Origin of the sequence: Sorangium sp. So ce367, from assembly GCF_051520455.1 — a bacterium.
Taxonomy (GTDB): domain Bacteria; phylum Myxococcota_A; class Polyangia; order Polyangiales; family Polyangiaceae; genus Sorangium; species Sorangium cellulosum_B.
The window spans coordinates 3,268,597-3,287,735 of record NZ_CP150334.1; the positions used below are offsets into that span (position 1 = coordinate 3,268,597).

Sequence of the window (19,139 nt, forward strand, 5' to 3'; positions counted from 1 at the left end):
CGTCAGCCGAGGTGGATCTGCCCGCCGTCGATCTTGGTCAGCTCGCCGCTCGAGACGAGCGTCGCCTGTGCCTTGATGTTCACCGCGGACTTCGCGGTGACCTCGTAGTACTGCGCCCGCACCTGCTCCGACTCGGCGATGAACCGGTACGCCCGGTCGAGCCGCTGCACCCAGCGCTCCGCGATCGACTCGACCGACCGCGCGACCGTCTTCACGCGGTCCACCTGCGCGACGAGGTGCTCGCCCACGTACGTCATCGCCCCGACCGCGAGCGAACCCTCGCTCGCCGCGACGCGCACCTTGCCCGCGGCCACCGCGGCCTCGGCCGGCGTCACGAGGCGCACGCCCTCGGCCGCGGCCACCGTGACGCGACCGCGCGGGGCGCTCACCTCGAGGTCCCCCTCGGCCACGAGGCGCGTCGGCGCGTCGCCCTCGCGGTCGAGCACCGCGAGCACGTGGCACCCCGCGTCGTGCAGCGCGACGAGCACCCGGTCGCCGAGCGCCGGCTCGACGAGGCAGCTCACGGCGCGCTTCGCCGCGTAGTCGCCCGACCCGACCCGCACCTGGAACGACCCGTCCGTCGCTCCGATCACCGCGCCGACCTCCTGGATCGCGAAGGTCTCCACCCGCTGTCTGGCCAGATTGTCTCGCATCGTGTCTCTCCTGCTGTCGGGAGGGGCATCCCCTCAGGGCGTCCAGCGCTCGGCTTCGAGCAGCTCCGGGTCGTCGCCGAGCGCGGCGGACCGGCTCGTGAAGGTCGCGCCCGCGTCGCGCGTCTGGTGGAAGCGGGCGCGGAAGAGTTTCGCGCGGGAAAGATCCGCCTTCTCGACGCTCGCGTGCGAGAAATCGGCGTACGTCAGGTCCGCGTCGCGGAAGCTTGCGAGCGGGCACGACGCCCGGTGGAAGATGGCCTGGTAGAGGTCGGCGCCGGTGAGGTCCGCGGCCTCGAGGTCGGCCTCGGAGAAGATCGCCTGCCGCGCCTTGAGGCCCGCGGCCGACACGCCGGCGAGCCGCGCGCCGAGGAACAGGCCGCGCTCGGCGTCCGCGCCGTCGAGCTTCGCCGCGGTGAGGTCCGCGCCCTTGAAATTCGCCTGGACGAGCCGGGCCCCGCGCAGGTCGCACCCCGCAAGATCGGCGTCGGTGAGCTGCGAAAGGGTCAGGTCCATGCCCGACAGGTCCTGCCCGCGGAGGCGGGCGCCGATCAGCACCGCGAGGTGGAGCGTCGCGCCGCGCAGGCTCGCGGTCGACAGATCCGCCTTGATGAGGCAGGCCTGCTTGAGCTTCGCCCCGTCGAGCGCGAGGCGCGCGGCCTCGGTCTCCACGAGCGAGAACCGGTCCAGGTTGGCCTCGCGGAAGCTCGCCTCGTCGGCGCGCCCCTTGACCATGCTCCCGATCGTGAGGTTCACGCGGTCGAAGCTGGCCCGCGAGGCGTCGCACTCGGCGAAGCTCGCCGAGACGAGGTCGCTCTCGTCGAGGCGCGCGTGGAGCAGCGCGCACCGGCTCCACACGGCGTGGCGGGCCCGCGCGCCGGACAGGTCGGCGCTCGAGAGATCGCACCCGTTGAACATGGACTCGCTGATCTTCGCGCCCTTCAGCCGGGCGCCGCGGAACGTCGTCTTCTCGAACACGACGCCCGACAGGTCGAGCCCGGACAGGTCGAGCCCGGACAGGTCCTCCCCGGCGATGACCTCGCCCTCGCTCACCTTCGCGAGCAGCTCGTCGCGGGTCACTTGCCCTGCCCCGTGAACACGACGTGCTTGATGTGCGCCTCGGAGAAGGAGGTCCGCTGATCGCCCTTCGCGTCGAGCAGGTTGGCGCGGAAGAGGTTCGTGTTCTCGAAGCGGGCGCCTGGCACCTTCGCCTTCTGCAGCATGGCGTCCATGAGGTTCGCGCCCGTCAGATCCGCCTCGGTGAGGTCCGACCGTATGAACCGCGCGCCCTTGCCCGAGAGCTGCGCGAGGCGCGCCTTGCGGAGGTTCGCCTCGCTGAAGTCCGCGCCGTCCGCCGAGGCGCCCTCGAAGATCGCGCCCTCCAGGTCGACCCCGCGCAGGTTCGCCCGCGCGAGCTCGGCCCCGGAGAAGTCCGCGCCCGGCAGCGCGGAGGCGGAGACCATGCGCAGGGCCGTGGCCTTCGCCCTCCGGAACGAGGCCTTCTCGCCCTTGAACTCGACGAAGGCCGCGTCCTCGAGCTCGGCCTCGCCGAAGTCCGCGCCCGCCCCCGCGCACTGAAAGAACGTCGCCTTGCGCAGGCTCGCGCCGGCGAAGCGCGCGCCCGCGAGGTCGAGCTCGAAGAAGAGGACGTCGTCCGCCGCAGCGCCGCTGAAATCCGCGCCGGGCACCCTGGCCTCCAGGAAATCGGCCCCGGCGAGGTCGGCCCCCGAGAGCTGCGCCCCCTCGAGCCACGCCTTGTGGAGCACCGCGCCGCGGAGGTCGGCCCCGTCGAAGCTCGCGCGCGCCGCGCGCGCCTCGCCGAGGTTCGCCCCGCGCAGCGTCGCCTTCCCGAGCCGCGCGCCCTCGAGCCTCGCGCGCGTGAGCACCGCGCCCGTCAGATCGGCCCCGCCGAGATCGCACGCCGACAGATCCGCGCCTTCGAGGAGCGCCTCGCGCAGATCGGCGCCGGCGAGGCTGAGCCCGTGGAGGTCGGCGCCCGTCAGATCGCGCCGCGTGAGCGGCTCGCCGGCGGCGAGCGCCCGCTCGACCTCCGCGCGCAGATCGGATTTCTTCTGCTCCTCCGCGGGCTCGGTCGGCGGGTACAGGTGCGCGAAGGCGCGGTATGCGCCCACGACCCTCTCCTCGGTCCTGCGCAGGCTCGCGGCGAACGCCGGGTCCGCGAGCTTCGCCTCGAGGTCATCCATCGGCGCGCCCGCCTTGCGCCCCGCCTCGGCGAGCTCGCGCAGGCGGGAGAGCTCCTCGTCGGCGCTGAACTTCGGCGGGCCGCCCCCCTCGCGCTTGCTCTTCGCGACCACCTGATCGAAGTCGAGCCCCTGCTCCGCGCAGAGCTTCCGCGCCTCGTCCTCGGCATTCCTGCGCTGCGCATCGGACTGCTTCTGGAGCTCCGCGGCCTCGAGATCCATCCGGTCGGCGAGCTCCGCCAGCTCGTCGGGCTTCGGCTCCTCCGGGCGCTTGATCTCCCGCGGGAGCTTCTCGTCCGGGTTCATCCCCAGCATCCGCAGGGTGAGGCGCGCCTGATCGAGCTCGCGCTGCGCCCGCGCGATCGAGCGCTGCTCCAGGGTCCGCTCGCGGCGCATGAGCGCCTCCATGTCGCTGATCGCCTCGTCCGGAAACGACGGGGCGTCGGGCTCGGCCTTGGGCAGGAGCTCCTTGTCGTTCAGGGCGTGGAGGTGCCCCTTGTCCTTGTCGAGCCGCCTCGCCAGCACGGCGCGGTAGTGCTCGACGGGCTTCGGCGCATCCAGCCGCTCCAGGCCGGCGATCATCAGGCGCACGTCGTCGGCGTCGTCCTCCGCCACCGGGACGACCCCGCGGAAGATCGCGACGCCGCGCTCCAGGTCGGGGAAGAGGAGCACCGTCTCCAGGCGCGTCGCGACCTCCCGGAGGTCCTCCTCGCCGTCCGCCTCCTCGGCGCCCCGCTGGCGCACGAAGCACCGGGCGCGGAGCCTCGGCGCGTGGGTCCCGAGCTGCGGCCGCGTCGGGTGGAGGTTCTTGAGCCTGATCGGCTCTCCTCCCTGAAAGTAGTCCGGCAGCCGCTGGTCCTCCGGGGCCACCTGGAAGTACTCGGGGTCGAGATCCCGGGCGTAGCCGGGGAAATCGTGCTGCAGCCACTCGGCGCCATATGTGCCGAGCTTGGCGAGCCGCGAGGCGAGCGTGGGATCGAGCGCCCCGAAGCACGCGGGCGGCGGCCTGTCGCCGGGCGACTTGAGGAGGTACCGCGGGTCCTCGAGGTGGGGCAGGTAGTGCACCTTGGCCTCCTCTTCCTCGATTGGCCCGAGCCCCATGCCCTTCGGGTTCAGCGGGTAGTCCGGGCCGCCGAACGCATGTTCCCAGACGAGCGGCATCTCGGTGATCGGCTCGGGCTCGGTCGGCGCGCCGTGGTGCCACCGCCGCTTGCCGACGACCGCGAGCGTCTTGTCGACGAGCGGCTTGTCGGCCGGGCCGACCGTCAGGCTCGCGGCGAAGGCCGGCCGGGGCTCCCCCCCGGGAGAGAACGCCTTGCCGAAGACGAGGACCTCGCCCCGCGGCTTGGGCAACCCTTCGTCCAGGAGACCGTCTCTGCCGAGCGCGGGCGTCACCCGCTGCCACATCGAGACCTCGGGCAGCGGCACCTCCGGGGCGTCGAGCGGAAAGAACACCAGGAGCCCGACGCTCAGGTGATGGCTGCGCCGGATCGTGAGCACGCGCTGCATGACGGAGAGGCGAAGGGGCTTGATGACGCGCATGGAGCTCGAATCGTGAGTTGTGGCCGGAACGCCTGTGAGGGCGAACGCCGGCGAGAGGTGGGCGAGCGCCGCGCGCCTCGCCCGAGCGTCAGGTGACCGTCCCGAGCGTCAGGTGATCATGAAGATGCCGCTCTTCTTGATCTCGGCCACGACGTTCTTCAGCTTGAAGTTCTCGTTCTCGATGGTGACGGTATCGGCCTTGAAGATGGCGTTCTGGATGACGAGCTCCGGACCGTTCTTGATGGTCACCACGGGCCCCAGCTTGAGGTCCAGCGTGCCTGCGAGGTTCGCCGACGACTTGAACCCAGCGACGACCTCCGCGGTGGCGCTGAGCGACAGCGACAGCTTGGTTCCGAAGGTGAACTCGTAGGCCTGCGTCAGCTTGACGTCGAGGGACGTCCCCTCGGTGATCGTCTTGAAGGTGCCCACCTTGTGATCGTACGTGCTGCCGTTGGTGAAGCTCTCGGCGTCGCTGTGCTTGAACTCCTTCGTCGAGCCTGAGGTGTGCGACTCGAACGAGCCCATCTTGATGTCAAGGCCGTTCCCCATGGTGATCGACGTGCTCTTCCCGAGCACGAGGGCGCGGACGCTCCCGATCGTGTTCAGGTTGAAGTTGCCGAGCCTCGTCGTGTTGTGGTCGCCCGCGATGGTCTCGTTCTTGTTTCCCATCGCCTTGATGTTGTAGTGGCCCTGGGCGAAGACGTTCACGTCGGCGGCCAGGGACTTCACATGGACGTGGCCGGCCTCGGAGACGAACGTCGCGTCCCCCTTGGCCTTCTCGGTGAGGGTGCCGGCGACGGCCTGCGTCGTGATGTCGCCCGCTGTGGCCGTCGTCGTGATGTCGCCCGTGGTGGCCGTCGTCGTGATGTTGCCTGAGGCGGCGGTCGTCGTGATGTCGTTCGTCACGATGCTCGTCCAGCTGGCGCCGACCAGGAAGTCCATGTTCACCCCGCTGTCGAGCAGGATGTTGCCGTCGGTCTTCCCGATGAGCTCGTGCCCGTCGTTGGGCGACCCCATGCGCATGTACGTGTTCGAGTACGGCGTCGAGAGCGTGATGCGCTGCGATCCGGCCTGGTCCTCGAGCTCGAGGCGGTTCCTGCCGCCGGTCTGGATGACGTTCTTCGTGTGGTTGCCGCTCGTCACCGGGCTCGGCGTGAGCACGTTGGGCACGACGCCGGAGATCACGGGCCGATCCGGGTCGCCGCCGAGGAAGCTCAGCACGACCTCGGTCCCCCGCCGCAGCGGGAAGTGGAACCCTTCGACGCCGCCGCCGTGCGGCTGCATCATGCGCACGTACGTGGACCCGCTGCCGTCCCGCGGGCTCGCCTCGTCGAACTTGAACTTCACCAGGTAGCGCCCGTGGTCGTCGATCTGCGCGTACTCGCTCGACGCGGAGCCGTCGACCGTGCCGTTCTCGTAACCGTAGATGCGCGGCCACGCCGTCCGCGACTCCGCGCGGAACTGCGTCGCCGCCGGGATGGCCGAGACCTCGACGAAATAGACCTCCTCGTGCGCGAGCCCGGCGAGCTCCGCGAAGTCGCTGTGCCCGGCGGACTGGTTGCCGTGGTGGCGCAGCTCGACAGCGAGGTACTTCGCGTTGAGCCGCGCGCGCGGGTGGTCCTCGAGCTCGAATGTGGTCCCCGAGCGCAGGTGGAGCCGCGCGCCTGCGGCCTGGTAGACCGCCTCCCTGGCGAGGTACTCCTCGGCGCGCAGCTGGGCCAGCCGCTTGCCGGCGTCGGCGCTGAAGAAGCGCTCGCCGTGGAGGCTGATCTCCCCTGTGCCGTACTGGGACACCGGGGCCGCGCCGGTGAGGGGGAACTGCGGCCGGACATAGTCGTAGTCCTTGAGCTTCACCCGCGACGGCAGCGCCCCGTGCTGGCAGGAGAAAGTGCGGAACGAGCCGGAGGCGCTGCGGTCCTCGCCGGTCTGCGGGTGGTAGCGGACCGGCGCGCCGAGCGCCTCGGCGGGGTAGCTCTTGTCGTCGCAGAGGACGAGCTTCTCTCCGTCCTCGGTGTGTTCGAAATAATAAAAGATCCCCTCCCGCTCCATCCAGCGCGAGATGAAATCAAAGTCGCTCTCGCGGTACTGGCAGATGTGCTCCTCGGCCTCGTAGCTGCCGAGGTTGAGCTCGACATCGCCGCCCGTGATGCCGTTCTCCTCGAGCACGAGCCTGATCACGTCGGGCACGCTCTTCTTCGTGAAGATGCGGCTGTGCTTCGACAGGGTGAGCCCCCAGAGCCGCGGCACCAGCACCGCGCGCAGCAGCGCGCGCCCGCCGAACTCGTGCAGGAGATCGACGCCGGCGAGCATGCCGGCGAACACGTAGGGCGGGGTCGTGTCGGACTGGCGATCGATCGAGAGCCGCGCCTTGGCCCCGACCATCTCCGCAAAGTCCGTGTCATCGTCGCCTTCGCTCGGGATGGACAGGAAGATCTCGAACCTGTACGGGCGCGAGATCGCCTCCACGCCGCGAAATCCGACGACGCGCGCCGGGCCCTCCAGGATGCTCGAAGAGAAGTTGATGAGGTCGCTCATGGTGGTGTCTCTTCCTGGCGCGAGGAGGTGAATCAATCCGCCTTGAACATACCCAGGCGGCCCGTCCTGTGGAGTTAGGCAAAAGAGAGCCTGGGCGTCAACCTTGTAAAGAAACGTTAAACTCCTCTTCGGGTTCGGGCGGTGGGGTCTCGACGATGTCGCGCAAGATCGCGCCGCTCGACTTCGCGTTTGCGAGCGTGACGCCGTAGAGGTTGGCGCCCGTGAGATCCGCTTCGCGCAGATCGGCGCCATCGACGTTGGCGCGGGGGAGCCTCGCTTCCTTGAGCTTCGCCGCGCGGAGGATGGCGCCGGCGAGGTTGGCGTTCGCGAAGCTCGATCGCGAGATGTCCGCCTTGCTCCCGTTGACGTCGGTGAGGCTCGCCCGGTCGAAGACCGCCTCGATCAGGCGCGCCTGCCGCAGGTCGGCGCCGTCGAGCGCCGCGCCGTCGAAGCGCGCGTGCGAGCCTCTGGCCGAGGTGAGGTCCGCGCTCGTGAGGATCGCCGACGAGAGCGCCGCGCGGTCGAGCGTTGCGCGGGAGAGATCGGCGCGCGTCAGGTCGGCCGCCTGGAAGCTCGCGCCGGTGAGATCCGCGCCGCTCAGGTTCGCCCGGGCGAGGCGCGCGGACGCGAAGTTGCACCGGGCGAGCCCGGCGCCGGCGAGGTTGACGCGCTCGAGCGAGGCGCCGCTCCAGTCGATCCCCTCGAGATCGGCGCCCGCGAGATCGAGGTCGTAGAGCGGCTGGCCGCTCCTCAGGCGGGCGAGCACCGCCGCGCGCAGGCCGCGAGCCTCCGGCTCCGGCTCGGGCGACGCGGCGGCCGGAGGAGGCGGAGGCGGCGGCTCCGCGACGGCGGCGGCCTCGTCGGGCGCGGTTGGCGGCGGCGGGTCCACCACGGGGGGCAGGTCGACCATGGGGGGCGGGTCCACCAGGAGGGGCGGGTCCACCACGGGGGGCAGGTCGACCAGGAGGGGCGGGTCCACCAGGAGGGGCGGGTCCACCACGGGGGGCAGGTCGACCACGAGGGTCGCCTCGTCGAGCCCGCCGAGCGGGGGCTGCACGCGCGCCGGCGGAGAGGCCTCGGGCCCGGCATGGGCGAAGGGCATCGCAAACGGCACCGACCCCGGGAGAGGCGCCGGGCGCGGCGGCGGCTCCGGCGCAGGCAGGAAGGGCAGGGGAGGCGGCGCGAGCAGCGGCGCGACCTGCTGTGTGACGACGCTCCAGTGCGCCTCCTGGGGCCGCGAGAAGGGCAGGGGAGACGGCGCGAGCAGCGGCGCGACCTGCTGCGTGACGACGCTCCAGTGCGCCTCCTGGGGCCGCGAGGAGGGCAGGGGAGGCGGCGAGAGCAGCGGCGTGACCCGCTGCGTGACGGCGCTCCAGTGCCCCGCCGGGAGCGCCGTCTCCCCGGCGGCGGGCGCGCCTTCCGGCGTCGCGATCGCGAGAGAGCCCTCCGCCGCCGGGGGCCACTGGACGGGGCGCCCTGCCATCTCGACGCCGGCGACCACCCGCATCCGCGCCGGCTCGTCGCCCGGCAGCAGCGCGACGTTCCCGCGAAAGATCAGCCAGCAGAGCAGGCGGTCCGCATCGATGGTCAGCGTGTCGGCGACGAGCTCGATCGGCTGCCCGTGGTCGTCGCCTCCAGGCCCGAGCCGGTGGAGCCGCGCGAGCCCGCGGGCCGAAGGCAGGCAGGACTGGATCCGCGGGCAGTGCGGGTGCAGCCCCTCCAGGAGGATCCACTCGTCGCCGCGGAGGAACTCGATCTGCTGGTCCGCGGGCGCGGCGACGAAATAGCGGAAGTCGAAGCTGCCCCCGAGCTCCGGCGCCGCAAGATCGGGCGCCTGATCCCGCGCGAGAAAGGCTCTCCTCGGGGCCCAGTGCCCCGCGACCGGCCCGAAGCCCGCGGGCCTCGTGGGATCGGCCGGATCGACGATGTTCGGGAGCGCCGTCCCGGTGCCGACGCCCACCGGGTTCGCGTCGATGTGGGGCCCGCCGTAAGCGCGCTCGTACGCGAGCGGCATGAGGCCGAACGGACGCGGATCCGGGGCCTCTCGCGTGCGGTCGCCGTAGACGTGGAGCACCTTGTCGAGGACCCAGCGATCCTCGCGGAAGAGCGCGACCCGCACCGAGAGCGCCGTCGCGGTCGTCCCCGCCGGCGCGGCCGCGTGCCCGCGCACGAGGACCCCCGCGCACGGCAGGTAAGGGGCTGTCTCGCTCGCCTCCTCCAGGCTGCCCCAGCCGTCTCGGAGCCGATCGGCGCGGATCAGGCCCGACGGGGCGGCGAGCTCGGCGCTCGTGTCGTGGACGAGGGCAAACGTGGCCTTGACCACGACCGTGAGCCGCTCCGCGCCCTGCGCGCGCCACAGGACGGCCCCGCAAGAGGCCGGAGTCAGGGCGACGACGGAGACAGGCCAGGACGATTGCACGGGCGTGAGCTCGACTGGCCCGCGCGCCTTCACCGCCGCGGAGGGCTCTCAGGCAACGGACGATACGCGGCGCGTCGCTCGGGCGCAAGCGCGGGAGTCGGCGGTGACGACCCCTCGTGTCGAGTCTCCTCACGCGACCATGTCGCTGTGAAGATCTCCCGGCGAGCGACGCATCGGGCGTGCTCGCTGGTGCGGTGCAAGGACTCGAGTTCTCCGCCACCGGCGGAGGGCCCCGCGTCCCGGCGCCGCGCGGGCGCCGTGCTACACCAACGGCAGCTCACCGTCGAAGGAGCGCGCGCCATGACCGATGCGTCTGTTCAAGCCCTCGCCGATGCGATGGATCTCGGGTCGTTGCTGCAGGAAATCCGGGATCGACATGGCGAGTTCGATCTCCTCGCCCACTGGAAGCAGGGCGAGTTCCACCACGACGTGGTCCTCCGGGTGCACCGCTTCGCGCCGCTGCCGGCGCCGGTGCTCGTCGTGAGCACGAACTGCAACGGCGGCGTAAAGGAAGTGCTCTGCTTGGGCGACGTCCCGGAGCGTTATGCCCTCTGGCACCATCGCTGCCCCGGGGTGCCGGAGTTCTCTGGCGAGCTGCCGCCCATCGCCGCGCAGGCGCGGACGTCGCACTACTTCGATCCGTGCGAGCTGCTCGCGGCCGACGCGCGCAGCGAGCTGCGCCCCGAGTTCCGCGAGCGCGACGTGGGTGGAGGATGGCGCGCGCGGTGCGGACAGGCCGACTCGCCGTTCGACGCCGAGCCCGGAGGAGCGCGCGGGTCAGCGAAAGGGGAGACGTGCTCGTGATGTGCCGGTGATCCCGGCGGCGCGAGGCCTCTCCGGCGGGCGAGCTCGCTCAGCGGCGCCTTTCGCCCATCGCGCCTCGCCCCGTGGCGCGGGCCGCGCAGAACGCCGCGTCCAGCCGCCAGGCGGCGCGCGTCGCCTCGCCCGCCGTCGCGCCGCGCGCGCCCGCCGCCGCGGCGATCGCCTTCCTGAAGTGCGCGCCGGCCCTGCGGCGCTCGATCGCGACGAGCGCCAGGCAGAGCGCGACGAGCAGCACGTCGCGGGCGCTCGGCTCCGGCAGCGTCCACGCGAGCCAGCCGGTGGCGATCGCGAGCATCGCGGTACAGAGCTCCCAGGACGCGGCGCGCTCGGTGCCCTCCGACTCCGCCGTGGCGGCCAGCGCGCGCGTCACGCTGGGTGGCGGCTCGAGCTCCCCTCCGGAGAGCTCCGGCGCCCCAGCGCCGGGATTAACGCTCGCGCCGGCGCTCGCCGCGGGGCGCGCCAGGGACGCTGCGACTGCGTTCGTTGCCGCACCGGGATGGATTGAGCTCATACAAACACCCTCCTCGCCTTGCCGTCCGGGCCTGCACGATCCCCAGACTCGCACGTTGCGCGCCAACGTGAAAAGAGCGACCCGACGTGCTCGGCGAGTCTGGAGCACGCATCGCGTGCGCATGTGTTGTGCAGGACACGCAATCGGTGCATCTGTTGTGCAGAACACGCAGTCGGCCCGTGCCGCTCGAGGCTTGCTCGCACCGGGGGCGTAGGGGGGCTTGTCGCTCTATATCGTACCTTCGTTGGTCTGGCGCGAGGCGCGGGCTTTCCTGGCGGGGAGGACGGACGCGGCGGCGTCCATCAGGGCAGGGAGATCGGGAGTGCCGTCGCCGTCGCTCGCGCGTCGCCGGGCCTCGACGGCGCGGCCGGGGGCTCCGGCGTGGAGGGCTGCGCGATCTCGCCGGATTGCAGGAGGCGCGCGCGCACGAGATCGCGGCTGACGCCGAGGCGCGCCGCCGTCAGCCCCAGGTTGCGGTCGCAGCGGCGGTAGGCGGTGCGAATCACGATCTCCTCGACCCGCTCGTGCACGTTCGGGAAGCTGGCGTCGAAGAGGGCGGCGATGGTGTTCTCGAGCGTGGCCATCAGCCCGTCGATGCGGCTCGGCGGCTCGAGCGCGGCCGCCTTCGGGCGGAGGCTCGTGAACCGCAGATCCTTCCCTGTCACGCGGCCCGCGCGGCAGACGAGGAGCGCCTGGTGAATGACGTTCTCGAGCTCGCGGATGTTGCCCGGCCACGTGTGCGCGAGCAGGCGGTCCACCGCGGACGACGTGAGCACGCACGGCGTGGGCCCCAGGCGGCGCCCGTACATGCCCAGGAAATAGCGCGCGAGCGGCAGGATGTCGCCCGGCCGCTCGCGCAGGGCGGGGACCGCGATCGCCGCGCCGCTCAGCCTGGAGAGCAGGTCCTCACGGAACCCGCCGACGGCGACAACGTCGTTCAGCGGGACGTTCGTGGCCGCGATGATGCGCACGTCGACAGGCACCGGGGTCCGTGAGCCGAGCCGGACCACCTCGCGGTCCTCCAGCGCGCGCAGCAGCTTGACCTGCACGCCGAGCGGGAGATCCCCGATCTCGTCGAGGTAGAGCGTGCCGCCCTCGGCGGCCTCGAGCAGGCCGTGCTTCATGGTGAGCGCCTTCGGGGACGCCCCCTGCTCGTGGCCGAAGAGCTCGCTCTCCGCGAGCGCGGGTGACAGCGCCGCGCAGCTCACGGCGAGGAAGGGCCGGCCGCGGCGCGCGCTGAGCTCGTGCACGTGCCGCGCGATGATCTCCTTGCCGGTGCCGATCTCGCCGGTGATGACCGCGGCCGCGTCGCCGGCTGCGACGTGCCTCGCGCGGCGGAGCAGCTCTTGCGATCTCGGGTCCTCGAAGAGGAGCGCCTTGGCGCGCTCCGTCGGTGCCGTTGTCGACTCGGGGGTGGGGAGCGTGAGCAAGCGCATGGGGGTACCGGCTCTCAGGCAGCCACCTCGCGCGCCGGCAGCGGGAGGCCTTCCCGGATCACGCTGTCGATGAAGGGCCTCACGATCTCTTCCAGCTTGCTCCCGAGCTCGTCATCGACGTCGAGCACCCCGTCCTCCCCGAGCCGCAGCGCCTTGTCGAGCAGGAACAGCCCCGCGACGACGTGCCGCGTCCCGAGCGACTGGAGCACCGGACGGAGCGCGTAATCGATGGCCAGCACGTGCGCGAGCGTCCCGCCCGTCGCGAGGGGGAGAGCCGCCTTCCCCGCGAGCCCGAACTGCGGCAAGAGGTCGAGGAACGCCTTGAGCGCCCCCGTGTACGAGGCCTTGTAAATGGGCGTCGCGATGACGAGCCCGGCCGCCTCCGCGACGACCCGCGCCGCGTCCGCCAGGGCGGGGGAGTCGACGCGGCCGAGCAGGAGATCTTCGGCCGGCAGCTCGCGGACGTGGATGGTGGTGACGCGGAACCCCTCGCGCACGAGCCGCGCGGCGATGCGGGCCGCGAGCGCCGAGGTCTTCGAGCGCGCGGAGACACTTCCGGTGATGATGGCAATGCCTGACATGAGCGCAGCATACCAAGGCCCGAGAGTGATGTCTACTATAACGGATGAGTCATCCGTCGCGGCGGATCACCCTGCCGCGGGGGTCGGCCCGGGGGAGGGGCCGTGTGTGGGCGCGCGTGGGACGATCGGTATCCGAGCGCAAGAGAACAAGAGAAGAAGAGGGCGCCGGTGGGGGGCCGGCGCCCTCTTCATGAGCGAACGCTCGCTCTCGCGCTCACGAGCGCTCGCTCGCGGTCAGTTCTCGAACCGCACGTTGTCGAGGTAGTACGGACCCGAGTTGCTGTTCAGGTTGAGGTTGAACTGCAGCTTCACGTCGCTGGCCCCTGCGTTCAGCGCGTTCTTGGTAGCCGTCTGCAGCTGGGCGAACTGGATCCTCACGAACTGGCCCCGGGGGAGCGGGGTGAGCGGGACGTTGCCGGCCCACTGGTTGTGGATGCCGGCCGAAGGGATCGAGATCAGCACTTCGATGTTCCCGACCCAGCTCGGGTTCGGCTGGACGGGGGACACGAAGAGATCGAGCGTGATCTTGTTGCCCACCGGCGCGAGGTTCGCCGAGCTGAAGCTCGGGCTGACGATCGCGTTGAACGCGGAGGGCGTCTGCACCTGGAGCGACGAGATGCCCTCCACCACCCGGCCCGAGTGGAGCGACAGCTGGGCCTGCGTCGACGTCCACGCGCCCGGCTTCTCGAACCCGAGGATCGGGTTGTTGAGGAGGAACTCCGCCATCACGTTCTTCCGGAACGGGATGAACACGCCCGTGAGGGACTCCGAGATCTTGAAGCGCTGCCCGCCCGGCTCGTCCGGATCGGCCTCCATCTGCTCCGAGGTCTGCGTGAACGGCCTCAGCTTCGCCAGCGTCGCGGTCGTGCCCAGATCGAGCTCGACGGTCGGGGAGCCCGTGGCGTCGCCGATCGGCTCATGGCACCCGCTGCACGAAAGGGAGAACGCGCGCCCCACGACCTGATCCGGGGTGAGCGCGCTGCCCATCGCGGTGAGCTTGCTCTGGATGCTGGTCCTGAGGGCCGAGGGCCCGGCGCCGAACGTCGCGAAGTAGTTGTTCTGGAGGCCGATCATCTGGCTCTCTCCGGCGTTCATCGTCGTCGGATAGCTCGGCTCCAGGGCGAAGCGGTTGATGTCGTCGGCCGCGGCGAGCCGCTCGACCAGGCCCGGGAACGACGTGCTCCTGAAGGCGACGGCGCGCGCGTCGGTCGAGGCAGGATCGAAGAGCGGCGCGGCCGGGTTGTCCTTCACGAACGACGGGGTCACGACCAGCGTGGCGCTGCTCCCCGAGCCGCTGTGAAGGAGCCTGAACTCCCGGAGGTTCCACGTCGTGAAGGGCTCCGGCGGATCGCCGTCGACCTCGGGGGCGAAGAGGAACTCGTTGGTCCGGATCTGGCCGCCGAGCGGGCCCGCGTTCTGGCCGTAGTGATCGATGTGAATGGCGGGCTCGAACCCCCCGGGCAGGCCGTCGAAATAGAAGGCGAGCAGCTCGTTCCTCCGCTGCTCCAGGCTCTTCGCCGGATCCGACAGGTTGTACCAGAAGTCGACGACCGGGCGGCACCCTTCCCGGCCAAGGCTCGGGGTCGGGTTGGGCAGCCGGCCCTCGAAGATGATGAAGTTGCGCATCTGGAACGCGCTCTCCGGGATGCCCGAGCGCCTGGCGAAGACGACGCGGTATTCACCGCAGTTGGCGCCGTCCGGCGGGGCGAGGTCGAAGCGGTTCGCCAGGGTCGTGGCGACGTAGGCGTTCGGGGCTTCCTCGTCGGCGAAAGGATCCCTGTCGGCCTCCTCGCCCACGACGCGGGGGCAGTCGATCGGCCACCCGTTGATGGACCCGGCCGAGCCGGGGATCACCACGTCATCGCAGTGCGGGCCGAGGCCGATCCCGTCCGCGGCCTTCCGGTTCGTGTCCATGAACTGCCGGAAGAGCTGGAGGGGCGTCAGGCTGACGCCCGCCTGATCGATGAGCTGCTGGAACACGTCCTTCAGCTTGAAGGCGCCGAGGATGTCGGTGTTCGTGACGACGAGCGATTTCCGCTCTTTGATGGGGAAAGGAAGCGAGAGCGCCTGGCCGGCCTCCGCGATCTCCCCCTCGGCGAGATCGGCCGGAGCGCCGTCCGTGGGCCCGAGATCCGCGCAAGAAACCGGCAGTATCGCGAGCGCGGCCAGCGCGGCGCGCCGCGCCCCCTGCCACGCGCCGGGGGAGGCAGGAACAGAATGAGAGCGCACCGGACTGCTCGAACTCGACTGCTTCGACGACATGAAACCTCCTGAAATGACCCCGAAGAACGGCGGAGCCGCGCGAGAGCGCGATCGCTCGCTCGCGGATGGACGGGGCGGCCCGAGGAGGACGACCGCCGGCGAGCGCCTGCGTCGGTCCGCAAAGAGACGACGCCCGGCGCGCGCCGCGTGGGCGACGTGCCTCGCCGAGGCCGACGCTGCCACGGCAGCCTGGCCTCATCGAGCCGCTGAATCCACCGTTCTGCGATGAAACGCCCCGGCGCCGCCGCCTCTCGGCGCGGCCGCCCGTGAACGCGGGTCGTATGTTAATACTGTTTACGTACAGGGCAAGCGATATGAACGCTCGTGTTTGTGCTCGCGTTAATTTTTCGCGGTCCGTGCGAGCGTAGTTTTCGTGTCCATTTCATGTCGTCCGCGCGAGCGTCGATGTCGTCGCCGCTGGCGCAGGCGAGGTGTTCCCGCTCGTGTGCTCGAACGTGGTGTGGAGTTTGCTGGTCTTGCTGGCGGAGCCGCGGTCGTGGAGGCAATCACCGAGCCGCGCCGACGATCCGGCGCAGCGGCTCGGCGAAGGAGCTCGATGGATACCGCGCGAAGAACGCCGCCGCGCGCGCCCGCGCCTCGTGGGCGCGCCCGAGGCGCATCAGCGCGCGGATCGCGATGAACTCCCGCTCTTCCGCGAGCCGCCCCTTCGGGAACTCGGCCTGGTGCCTCTCCAGCGCGGCGAGGGCGGCCTCCGGATCCTGCGCGAGCGCCGCTCTGGACGCGTCGACGAGGTTGGACTCCCGGACCAGGTCGTCGCTGTCGGCCGCGGCGGTCGCCTCCGGCGCTGGCGCCGCCGGTCGAAGGCTCCGCGGCGCCTCGCGGCGGAGGGCCGAGGGGGTCGGGCGCGGCGCCTCGGCCGCCGGCGCGTCGGCCGCCGGCGACCCGGCCGCCACGCGGCCTTCCGCGCGGGAGAGCAGCCGCTCCAGCGGCAGATCGGTGAGCGCCGGAGGTGGCGCGATCGGCGCGGCGGCGTTCGGGGCCTCGCTCAGGACAGCGTGGAGCCCTGCCCCGCCCGCCCCGATGCCCGCCACGAGGAAGATCCCCTTGATCCACGCCGGCATCGTCGCGCCGGCGCCGGCGGCCGCGCCCGCGGCCGTCTCGAGCGGCGCCACCCGGGCCGCGGTGCGCGCGAGCTCGGTGGCAGTCATCTGCCGGATCGGCGCGGCGGCGCGGAGCAGCTCGCGCGCGCCGGGCGGGGCGCCTCCTCCTTCCTGGTTCCATCGCTTCGGATCGCTCATCTGGCCCCCCTGCGCGCGCGCTCGGCCTCGGACTTCTTCAGGAGCGTCGCGAACTCCTTCCGCGCCGCGTGGAGCCGCGAGTAGACGGTCCCGACGGGGACGCCGACCAGGCGCGCGATCTCGTCGCACGGCATCTCTTCGATCTCGAACATGACGAACACGGCCCGGCGATCGAGATCCATGGCCTCGAGGATGCCCTCGAGCTGCTGCCGCGCCTCGCGGCTGGAGGTGATCTCTTCCGGGCCGCGGGCGGAGTCCGGCACGTCGTCCACCACCTCGCCGAGCCGCTCCCGGCGCGTGTGGGCGCGGCGGCGGTGAGACGAGGCGACGCGGCGGCTGATGGCGAAGAGCCAGGTCGTGATCGGGCAAGCCCAGTCGAAGGACGGGAGCCGCTGCTGGACGACGACGAAGACGTCCTGGAAGGCATCCTCCAGGTCAGGGTGCTGGATGCCGAACCGCTGGAGGGTCGCCCAGACGAAGTTGCCGTGCTCGGCGTGCAGGGCGACGAGGCTCCGCGGCGGCTGCTTGGCGTCGCGCAGGACGTCGGCTCGTAAGCACTGCTCCACGGAAAACTGAATGCCGGCAGCCCGGGGCTCCTTCATCAAAATGTGAGGCCGACCCCCCCGAACACCGCGGCGGCGAGCGCGGCCTGCTCCAGGCCCGTCGGCAGCCCGCCCTCGAGCTGGAAATCGTACCGTGTCACCGGAACGAAGAGATCGATGCCTGTCTCGATCCGCAATGGCCCGAGGACACGGACGCCGAGCCGCGTGCCGGCCCCGAGGCTGAGCCACGCGCGGGAGCCGACGTCGGTCGGCGACCCTTGCCATCGCGAACTCCTCGCGAGAGGCACGCCTGACGTGCACCGACGGCTGCGAGCCCGCGCCGTGCAGGTGGCGATAGAGTAGATCGCTGCGGCGCGGTGAGCGAAACGGAACCCGGCGAGGAGGGCTCCATGATGACAATGCGCATGCGGGGTACAGAGGTTATCGAGGTTCGCTATGCGCTCGAGCAGCTCTTCAGCGATCAAGAGCACGACTGGGTGAGCGACACGATCGCTCCGGTTCTGGCGTGGGTTCCAGGCAGCTCCAAGAGCAAGCGGAGCCAGCCGTTCCGATTCGTGGTCGACCACGTCGTCCCCGGGCGGTCGAGGACCGTGCATGTCGACCTGACCTGGGACCTTCCCTTGCTGGAGCGCCTCGTTCCTGGAGTCGAAGCCCACGCACGGAGGCTGCGCGACGGGCGGACGGCGCAGCGGGAACACGTGACCGAGCTGGCAGCGTACGGGCTGACGTTCGTGGCGATCTCCACGATGATGCCGGGCCGGCGGGTCAAGACCATGCGCAAGGGCTCTGCGCCGGACATCCTGTTCGACGTCACGCCGGGCTCTCTCCGCGGCGTCGAGGCGGCGGGGCGCGCCACCGGGGGCCGCAGCGCGCTCTTGGCGGTCCGGGGTGGCGCGGCGTCGAGGCGCGAGACGCGGGCGAAGGACGGGAAGGCTTCGGAGCTGCGCGCCCGGCGCGACATCGCCGAGGTCCATCTTTCCCTCTGGTGCGCCTCGCCCCGGGTCAGCATGATGGAGCAGGTCAAGCCGTGACGAGCGGAACGGAGTTGTACGAGTTCGGCCTGGCGAGCAGCGGGAAGCTCAAGCTGCGGGCGACGGCTCGCCTCGCGGAGGGGGGGCCTGACGCGACCTTCGAGGCCTGCGTCCTGCTGCACGAGGCCGCGCGCCTCGAGCGCCGGGCCGTCGAGGTCTTGCCGGCCTGTCCAGCGGCGACGCGCCTCGCGGCCTCCGTCGAAGAGTGCTTCTGCCTCGTCGAGGGGCGAAATCCGCCGGCGGCTGGCGAGGTTTGGGGGAGGATCCTGCGCGAGAAGCGCGACGTGGACAGCGGAACGGCAGAGGCGCTGCTGTCACGGCTCGCGCCGCGTTACGAGGGGAGCCGTCGTGGCTTCGCGAAGCTCATCGGGAACTGCACGACGCTGCGGCGGCTCAGGACCGCGGGCGCGCTCGTGCCCACGTCGGCGGCCGAGCGGGCGCGCGCGCTTCGCGAGGTGAACCTCGTCCTGTCGAAGTTCCCCGGAATTCCTGGCTTCTGGTGGGCGGCGTACCGCCTCGCCGAGGCCGGGGGTGGTCTTGAGACGGCGTGGGATGCTCTTTCAAGGGCTCACCGGCTCGAGCCCGACAACCGGCAGTTCACCGCCATGGGGGTCCTCGTCGCGGCGCGCGCGCTGTCCGCAGCGGATGCCGACGAGCACCTCGGCCGGGCGAGATCCTCGCTCGACAGGGCCGGGGCCGAGGTGTGCCTGATGTATGCTCTCGCGGAGATCGAGCTGGCGAGGGCGGACGGCGCGCGATCGCGGTGGCTCCGGGCGCGAGAGGCGACCAGCGTCGGGCTGGTTCAGGCCCGGTCCGAGGAGCTGAGGCGGGAGCTCCATGCGACGCAGCTCATCCTCGATAGCCTCCTCGCTGGGCAGGATCCGACGTTCGACGCGCTCTATCTCGCCGGGCTCGGCGCGGTCGCCGCGAGCGCTCCGCCGAAGAGCAACGTGATCGAGCTTCTTTCGTGGGAGGCGGAGCGGCGCGTGCAGGCGATGGAGCGTCGCGCGGCGTAAGCGCCCGACCGACGCCATCGCGTATTCGACAGGCCTCGCACGTCCGGTCTATGGCGCGAGCGCCGCGCGGCCTGCTCGCGGGGGATCGAAGCCTGCTGCTGCCCACCGTATTCAACAGGCCTCGGTCCTCCCGGCGAACGCCATGTCAGCCCAGCAGATCGGGCCAGTGCCCGAAGGCGTGCTGCTCGCGGTGAGCAACAAGGATCCTGTGCCGCGCACCATCTGGAAGTCCCCCGCGCTGGATCCATCTCCCGGCGCGTTCGCCCGCCCACACGCGCGCTCCTGCTCCTCGCGACCTCGCACGCCGCGGG

At 71.4% G+C, this 19,139-nt stretch carries 15 protein-coding genes; 3 read left to right on the top strand and 12 right to left on the bottom strand.

Features of this window, described 5'->3' with window-relative positions:
- Positions 1 to 2 precede the first annotated feature (2 nt).
- From WME97_RS12720 to WME97_RS12740, 5 genes are all read right to left on the bottom strand, one after another.
- Positions 3 to 653: a DUF3540 domain-containing protein gene (locus WME97_RS12720; protein ID WP_437552171.1), complete on the bottom strand. Its 651-nt coding sequence runs from the start codon at positions 651 to 653 to the stop codon at positions 3 to 5.
- Positions 654 to 686: 33 nt separating this feature from the next.
- The gene (locus WME97_RS12725) at positions 687 to 1,730 is read right to left on the bottom strand and encodes a pentapeptide repeat-containing protein (RefSeq protein WP_437552172.1); all 1,044 of its coding nucleotides are present in this window, start codon (positions 1,728 to 1,730) and stop codon (positions 687 to 689) included.
- Complete coding sequence (locus WME97_RS12730) at positions 1,727 to 4,393, bottom strand: DUF2169 domain-containing protein (RefSeq protein WP_437552173.1); 2,667 nt, start codon at positions 4,391 to 4,393, stop codon at positions 1,727 to 1,729. Before WME97_RS12730 ends, WME97_RS12725 begins: the two co-directional genes overlap by 4 nt.
- Positions 4,394 to 4,501: 108 nt before the next feature.
- Positions 4,502 to 6,928: a type VI secretion system Vgr family protein gene (locus WME97_RS12735; protein ID WP_437552174.1), complete on the bottom strand. Its 2,427-nt coding sequence runs from the start codon at positions 6,926 to 6,928 to the stop codon at positions 4,502 to 4,504.
- 97 nt (positions 6,929 to 7,025) lie between these two features.
- Entirely contained in the window at positions 7,026 to 9,347 is a 2,322-nt protein-coding gene (locus WME97_RS12740; protein ID WP_437552175.1) for a DUF2169 family type VI secretion system accessory protein, read from the bottom strand.
- A gap of 300 nt (positions 9,348 to 9,647) precedes the next feature.
- Here WME97_RS12740 and WME97_RS12745 point away from each other — a divergent pair, with 300 nt between their 5' ends.
- Positions 9,648 to 10,151 (top strand): hypothetical protein, encoded by a 504-nt coding sequence (locus WME97_RS12745; protein ID WP_437552176.1) that lies wholly within the window; start codon positions 9,648 to 9,650, stop codon positions 10,149 to 10,151.
- Positions 10,152 to 10,200: 49 nt separating this feature from the next.
- On the opposite strand, the gene WME97_RS12750 is transcribed toward WME97_RS12745, so the two are convergent.
- From WME97_RS12750 to WME97_RS12780, 7 genes are all read right to left on the bottom strand, one after another.
- Positions 10,201 to 10,680: a hypothetical protein gene (locus WME97_RS12750; protein WP_437552177.1), complete on the bottom strand. Its 480-nt coding sequence runs from the start codon at positions 10,678 to 10,680 to the stop codon at positions 10,201 to 10,203.
- A 302-nt stretch (positions 10,681 to 10,982) separates the two neighbouring features.
- Positions 10,983 to 12,116 carry a sigma 54-interacting transcriptional regulator gene (locus tag WME97_RS12755; protein ID WP_437552178.1) on the bottom strand — a complete coding sequence of 378 codons (1,134 nt, stop codon included), beginning with the start codon at positions 12,114 to 12,116 and terminating at the stop codon, positions 10,983 to 10,985.
- 14 nt (positions 12,117 to 12,130) lie between these two features.
- On the bottom strand, positions 12,131 to 12,697 hold the full coding sequence (gene ssuE / locus WME97_RS12760) for an NADPH-dependent FMN reductase (protein WP_437552179.1): 567 nt from the start codon (positions 12,695 to 12,697) through the stop codon (positions 12,131 to 12,133).
- 234 nt (positions 12,698 to 12,931) lie between these two features.
- Positions 12,932 to 14,926, bottom strand: coding sequence for a hypothetical protein (locus tag WME97_RS12765; protein WP_437552180.1), 1,995 nt, complete (start codon positions 14,924 to 14,926; stop codon positions 12,932 to 12,934).
- Positions 14,927 to 15,465: 539 nt separating this feature from the next.
- Positions 15,466 to 16,218: a hypothetical protein gene (locus tag WME97_RS12770; RefSeq protein ID WP_437552181.1), complete on the bottom strand. Its 753-nt coding sequence runs from the start codon at positions 16,216 to 16,218 to the stop codon at positions 15,466 to 15,468.
- The gene (locus WME97_RS12775) at positions 16,215 to 16,820 is read right to left on the bottom strand and encodes an RNA polymerase sigma factor (RefSeq protein ID WP_437552182.1); all 606 of its coding nucleotides are present in this window, start codon (positions 16,818 to 16,820) and stop codon (positions 16,215 to 16,217) included. Before WME97_RS12775 ends, WME97_RS12770 begins: the two co-directional genes overlap by 4 nt.
- Positions 16,820 to 17,068 (bottom strand): hypothetical protein, encoded by a 249-nt coding sequence (locus WME97_RS12780; RefSeq protein ID WP_437552183.1) that lies wholly within the window; start codon positions 17,066 to 17,068, stop codon positions 16,820 to 16,822. Before WME97_RS12780 ends, WME97_RS12775 begins: the two co-directional genes overlap by 1 nt.
- A gap of 102 nt (positions 17,069 to 17,170) precedes the next feature.
- Here WME97_RS12780 and WME97_RS12785 point away from each other — a divergent pair, with 102 nt between their 5' ends.
- On the top strand, positions 17,171 to 17,812 hold the full coding sequence (locus WME97_RS12785; RefSeq protein ID WP_437552184.1) for a hypothetical protein: 642 nt from the start codon (positions 17,171 to 17,173) through the stop codon (positions 17,810 to 17,812).
- Positions 17,809 to 18,828, top strand: a complete 1,020-nt coding sequence (locus WME97_RS12790) for a hypothetical protein (protein ID WP_437552185.1) — start codon at positions 17,809 to 17,811, stop codon at positions 18,826 to 18,828. Before WME97_RS12785 ends, WME97_RS12790 begins: the two co-directional genes overlap by 4 nt.
- The last annotated feature ends 311 nt before the right edge of the window (positions 18,829 to 19,139 follow it).

Bases quoted from the DNA above. Each gene is read 5' to 3' on its own strand.
- WME97_RS12775 (WP_437552182.1), bottom strand. From the start codon at position 16,820: ATGAAGGAGCCCCGGGCTGCCGGCATTCAGTTTTCCGTGGAGCAGTGC.
- WME97_RS12745 (WP_437552176.1), top strand. From the start codon at position 9,648: ATGACCGATGCGTCTGTTCAAGCCCTCGCCGATGCGATGGATCTCGGG.
- WME97_RS12750 (WP_437552177.1), bottom strand. From the start codon at position 10,680: ATGAGCTCAATCCATCCCGGTGCGGCAACGAACGCAGTCGCAGCGTCC.
- WME97_RS12730 (WP_437552173.1), bottom strand. From the start codon at position 4,393: ATGCGCGTCATCAAGCCCCTTCGCCTCTCCGTCATGCAGCGCGTGCTC.
- WME97_RS12735 (WP_437552174.1), bottom strand. From the start codon at position 6,928: ATGAGCGACCTCATCAACTTCTCTTCGAGCATCCTGGAGGGCCCGGCG.
- WME97_RS12720 (WP_437552171.1), bottom strand. From the start codon at position 653: ATGCGAGACAATCTGGCCAGACAGCGGGTGGAGACCTTCGCGATCCAG.
- ssuE (WP_437552179.1), bottom strand. From the start codon at position 12,697: ATGTCAGGCATTGCCATCATCACCGGAAGTGTCTCCGCGCGCTCGAAG.
- WME97_RS12755 (WP_437552178.1), bottom strand. From the start codon at position 12,116: ATGCGCTTGCTCACGCTCCCCACCCCCGAGTCGACAACGGCACCGACG.
- WME97_RS12785 (WP_437552184.1), top strand. From the start codon at position 17,171: ATGATGACAATGCGCATGCGGGGTACAGAGGTTATCGAGGTTCGCTAT.
- WME97_RS12770 (WP_437552181.1), bottom strand. From the start codon at position 16,218: ATGAGCGATCCGAAGCGATGGAACCAGGAAGGAGGAGGCGCCCCGCCC.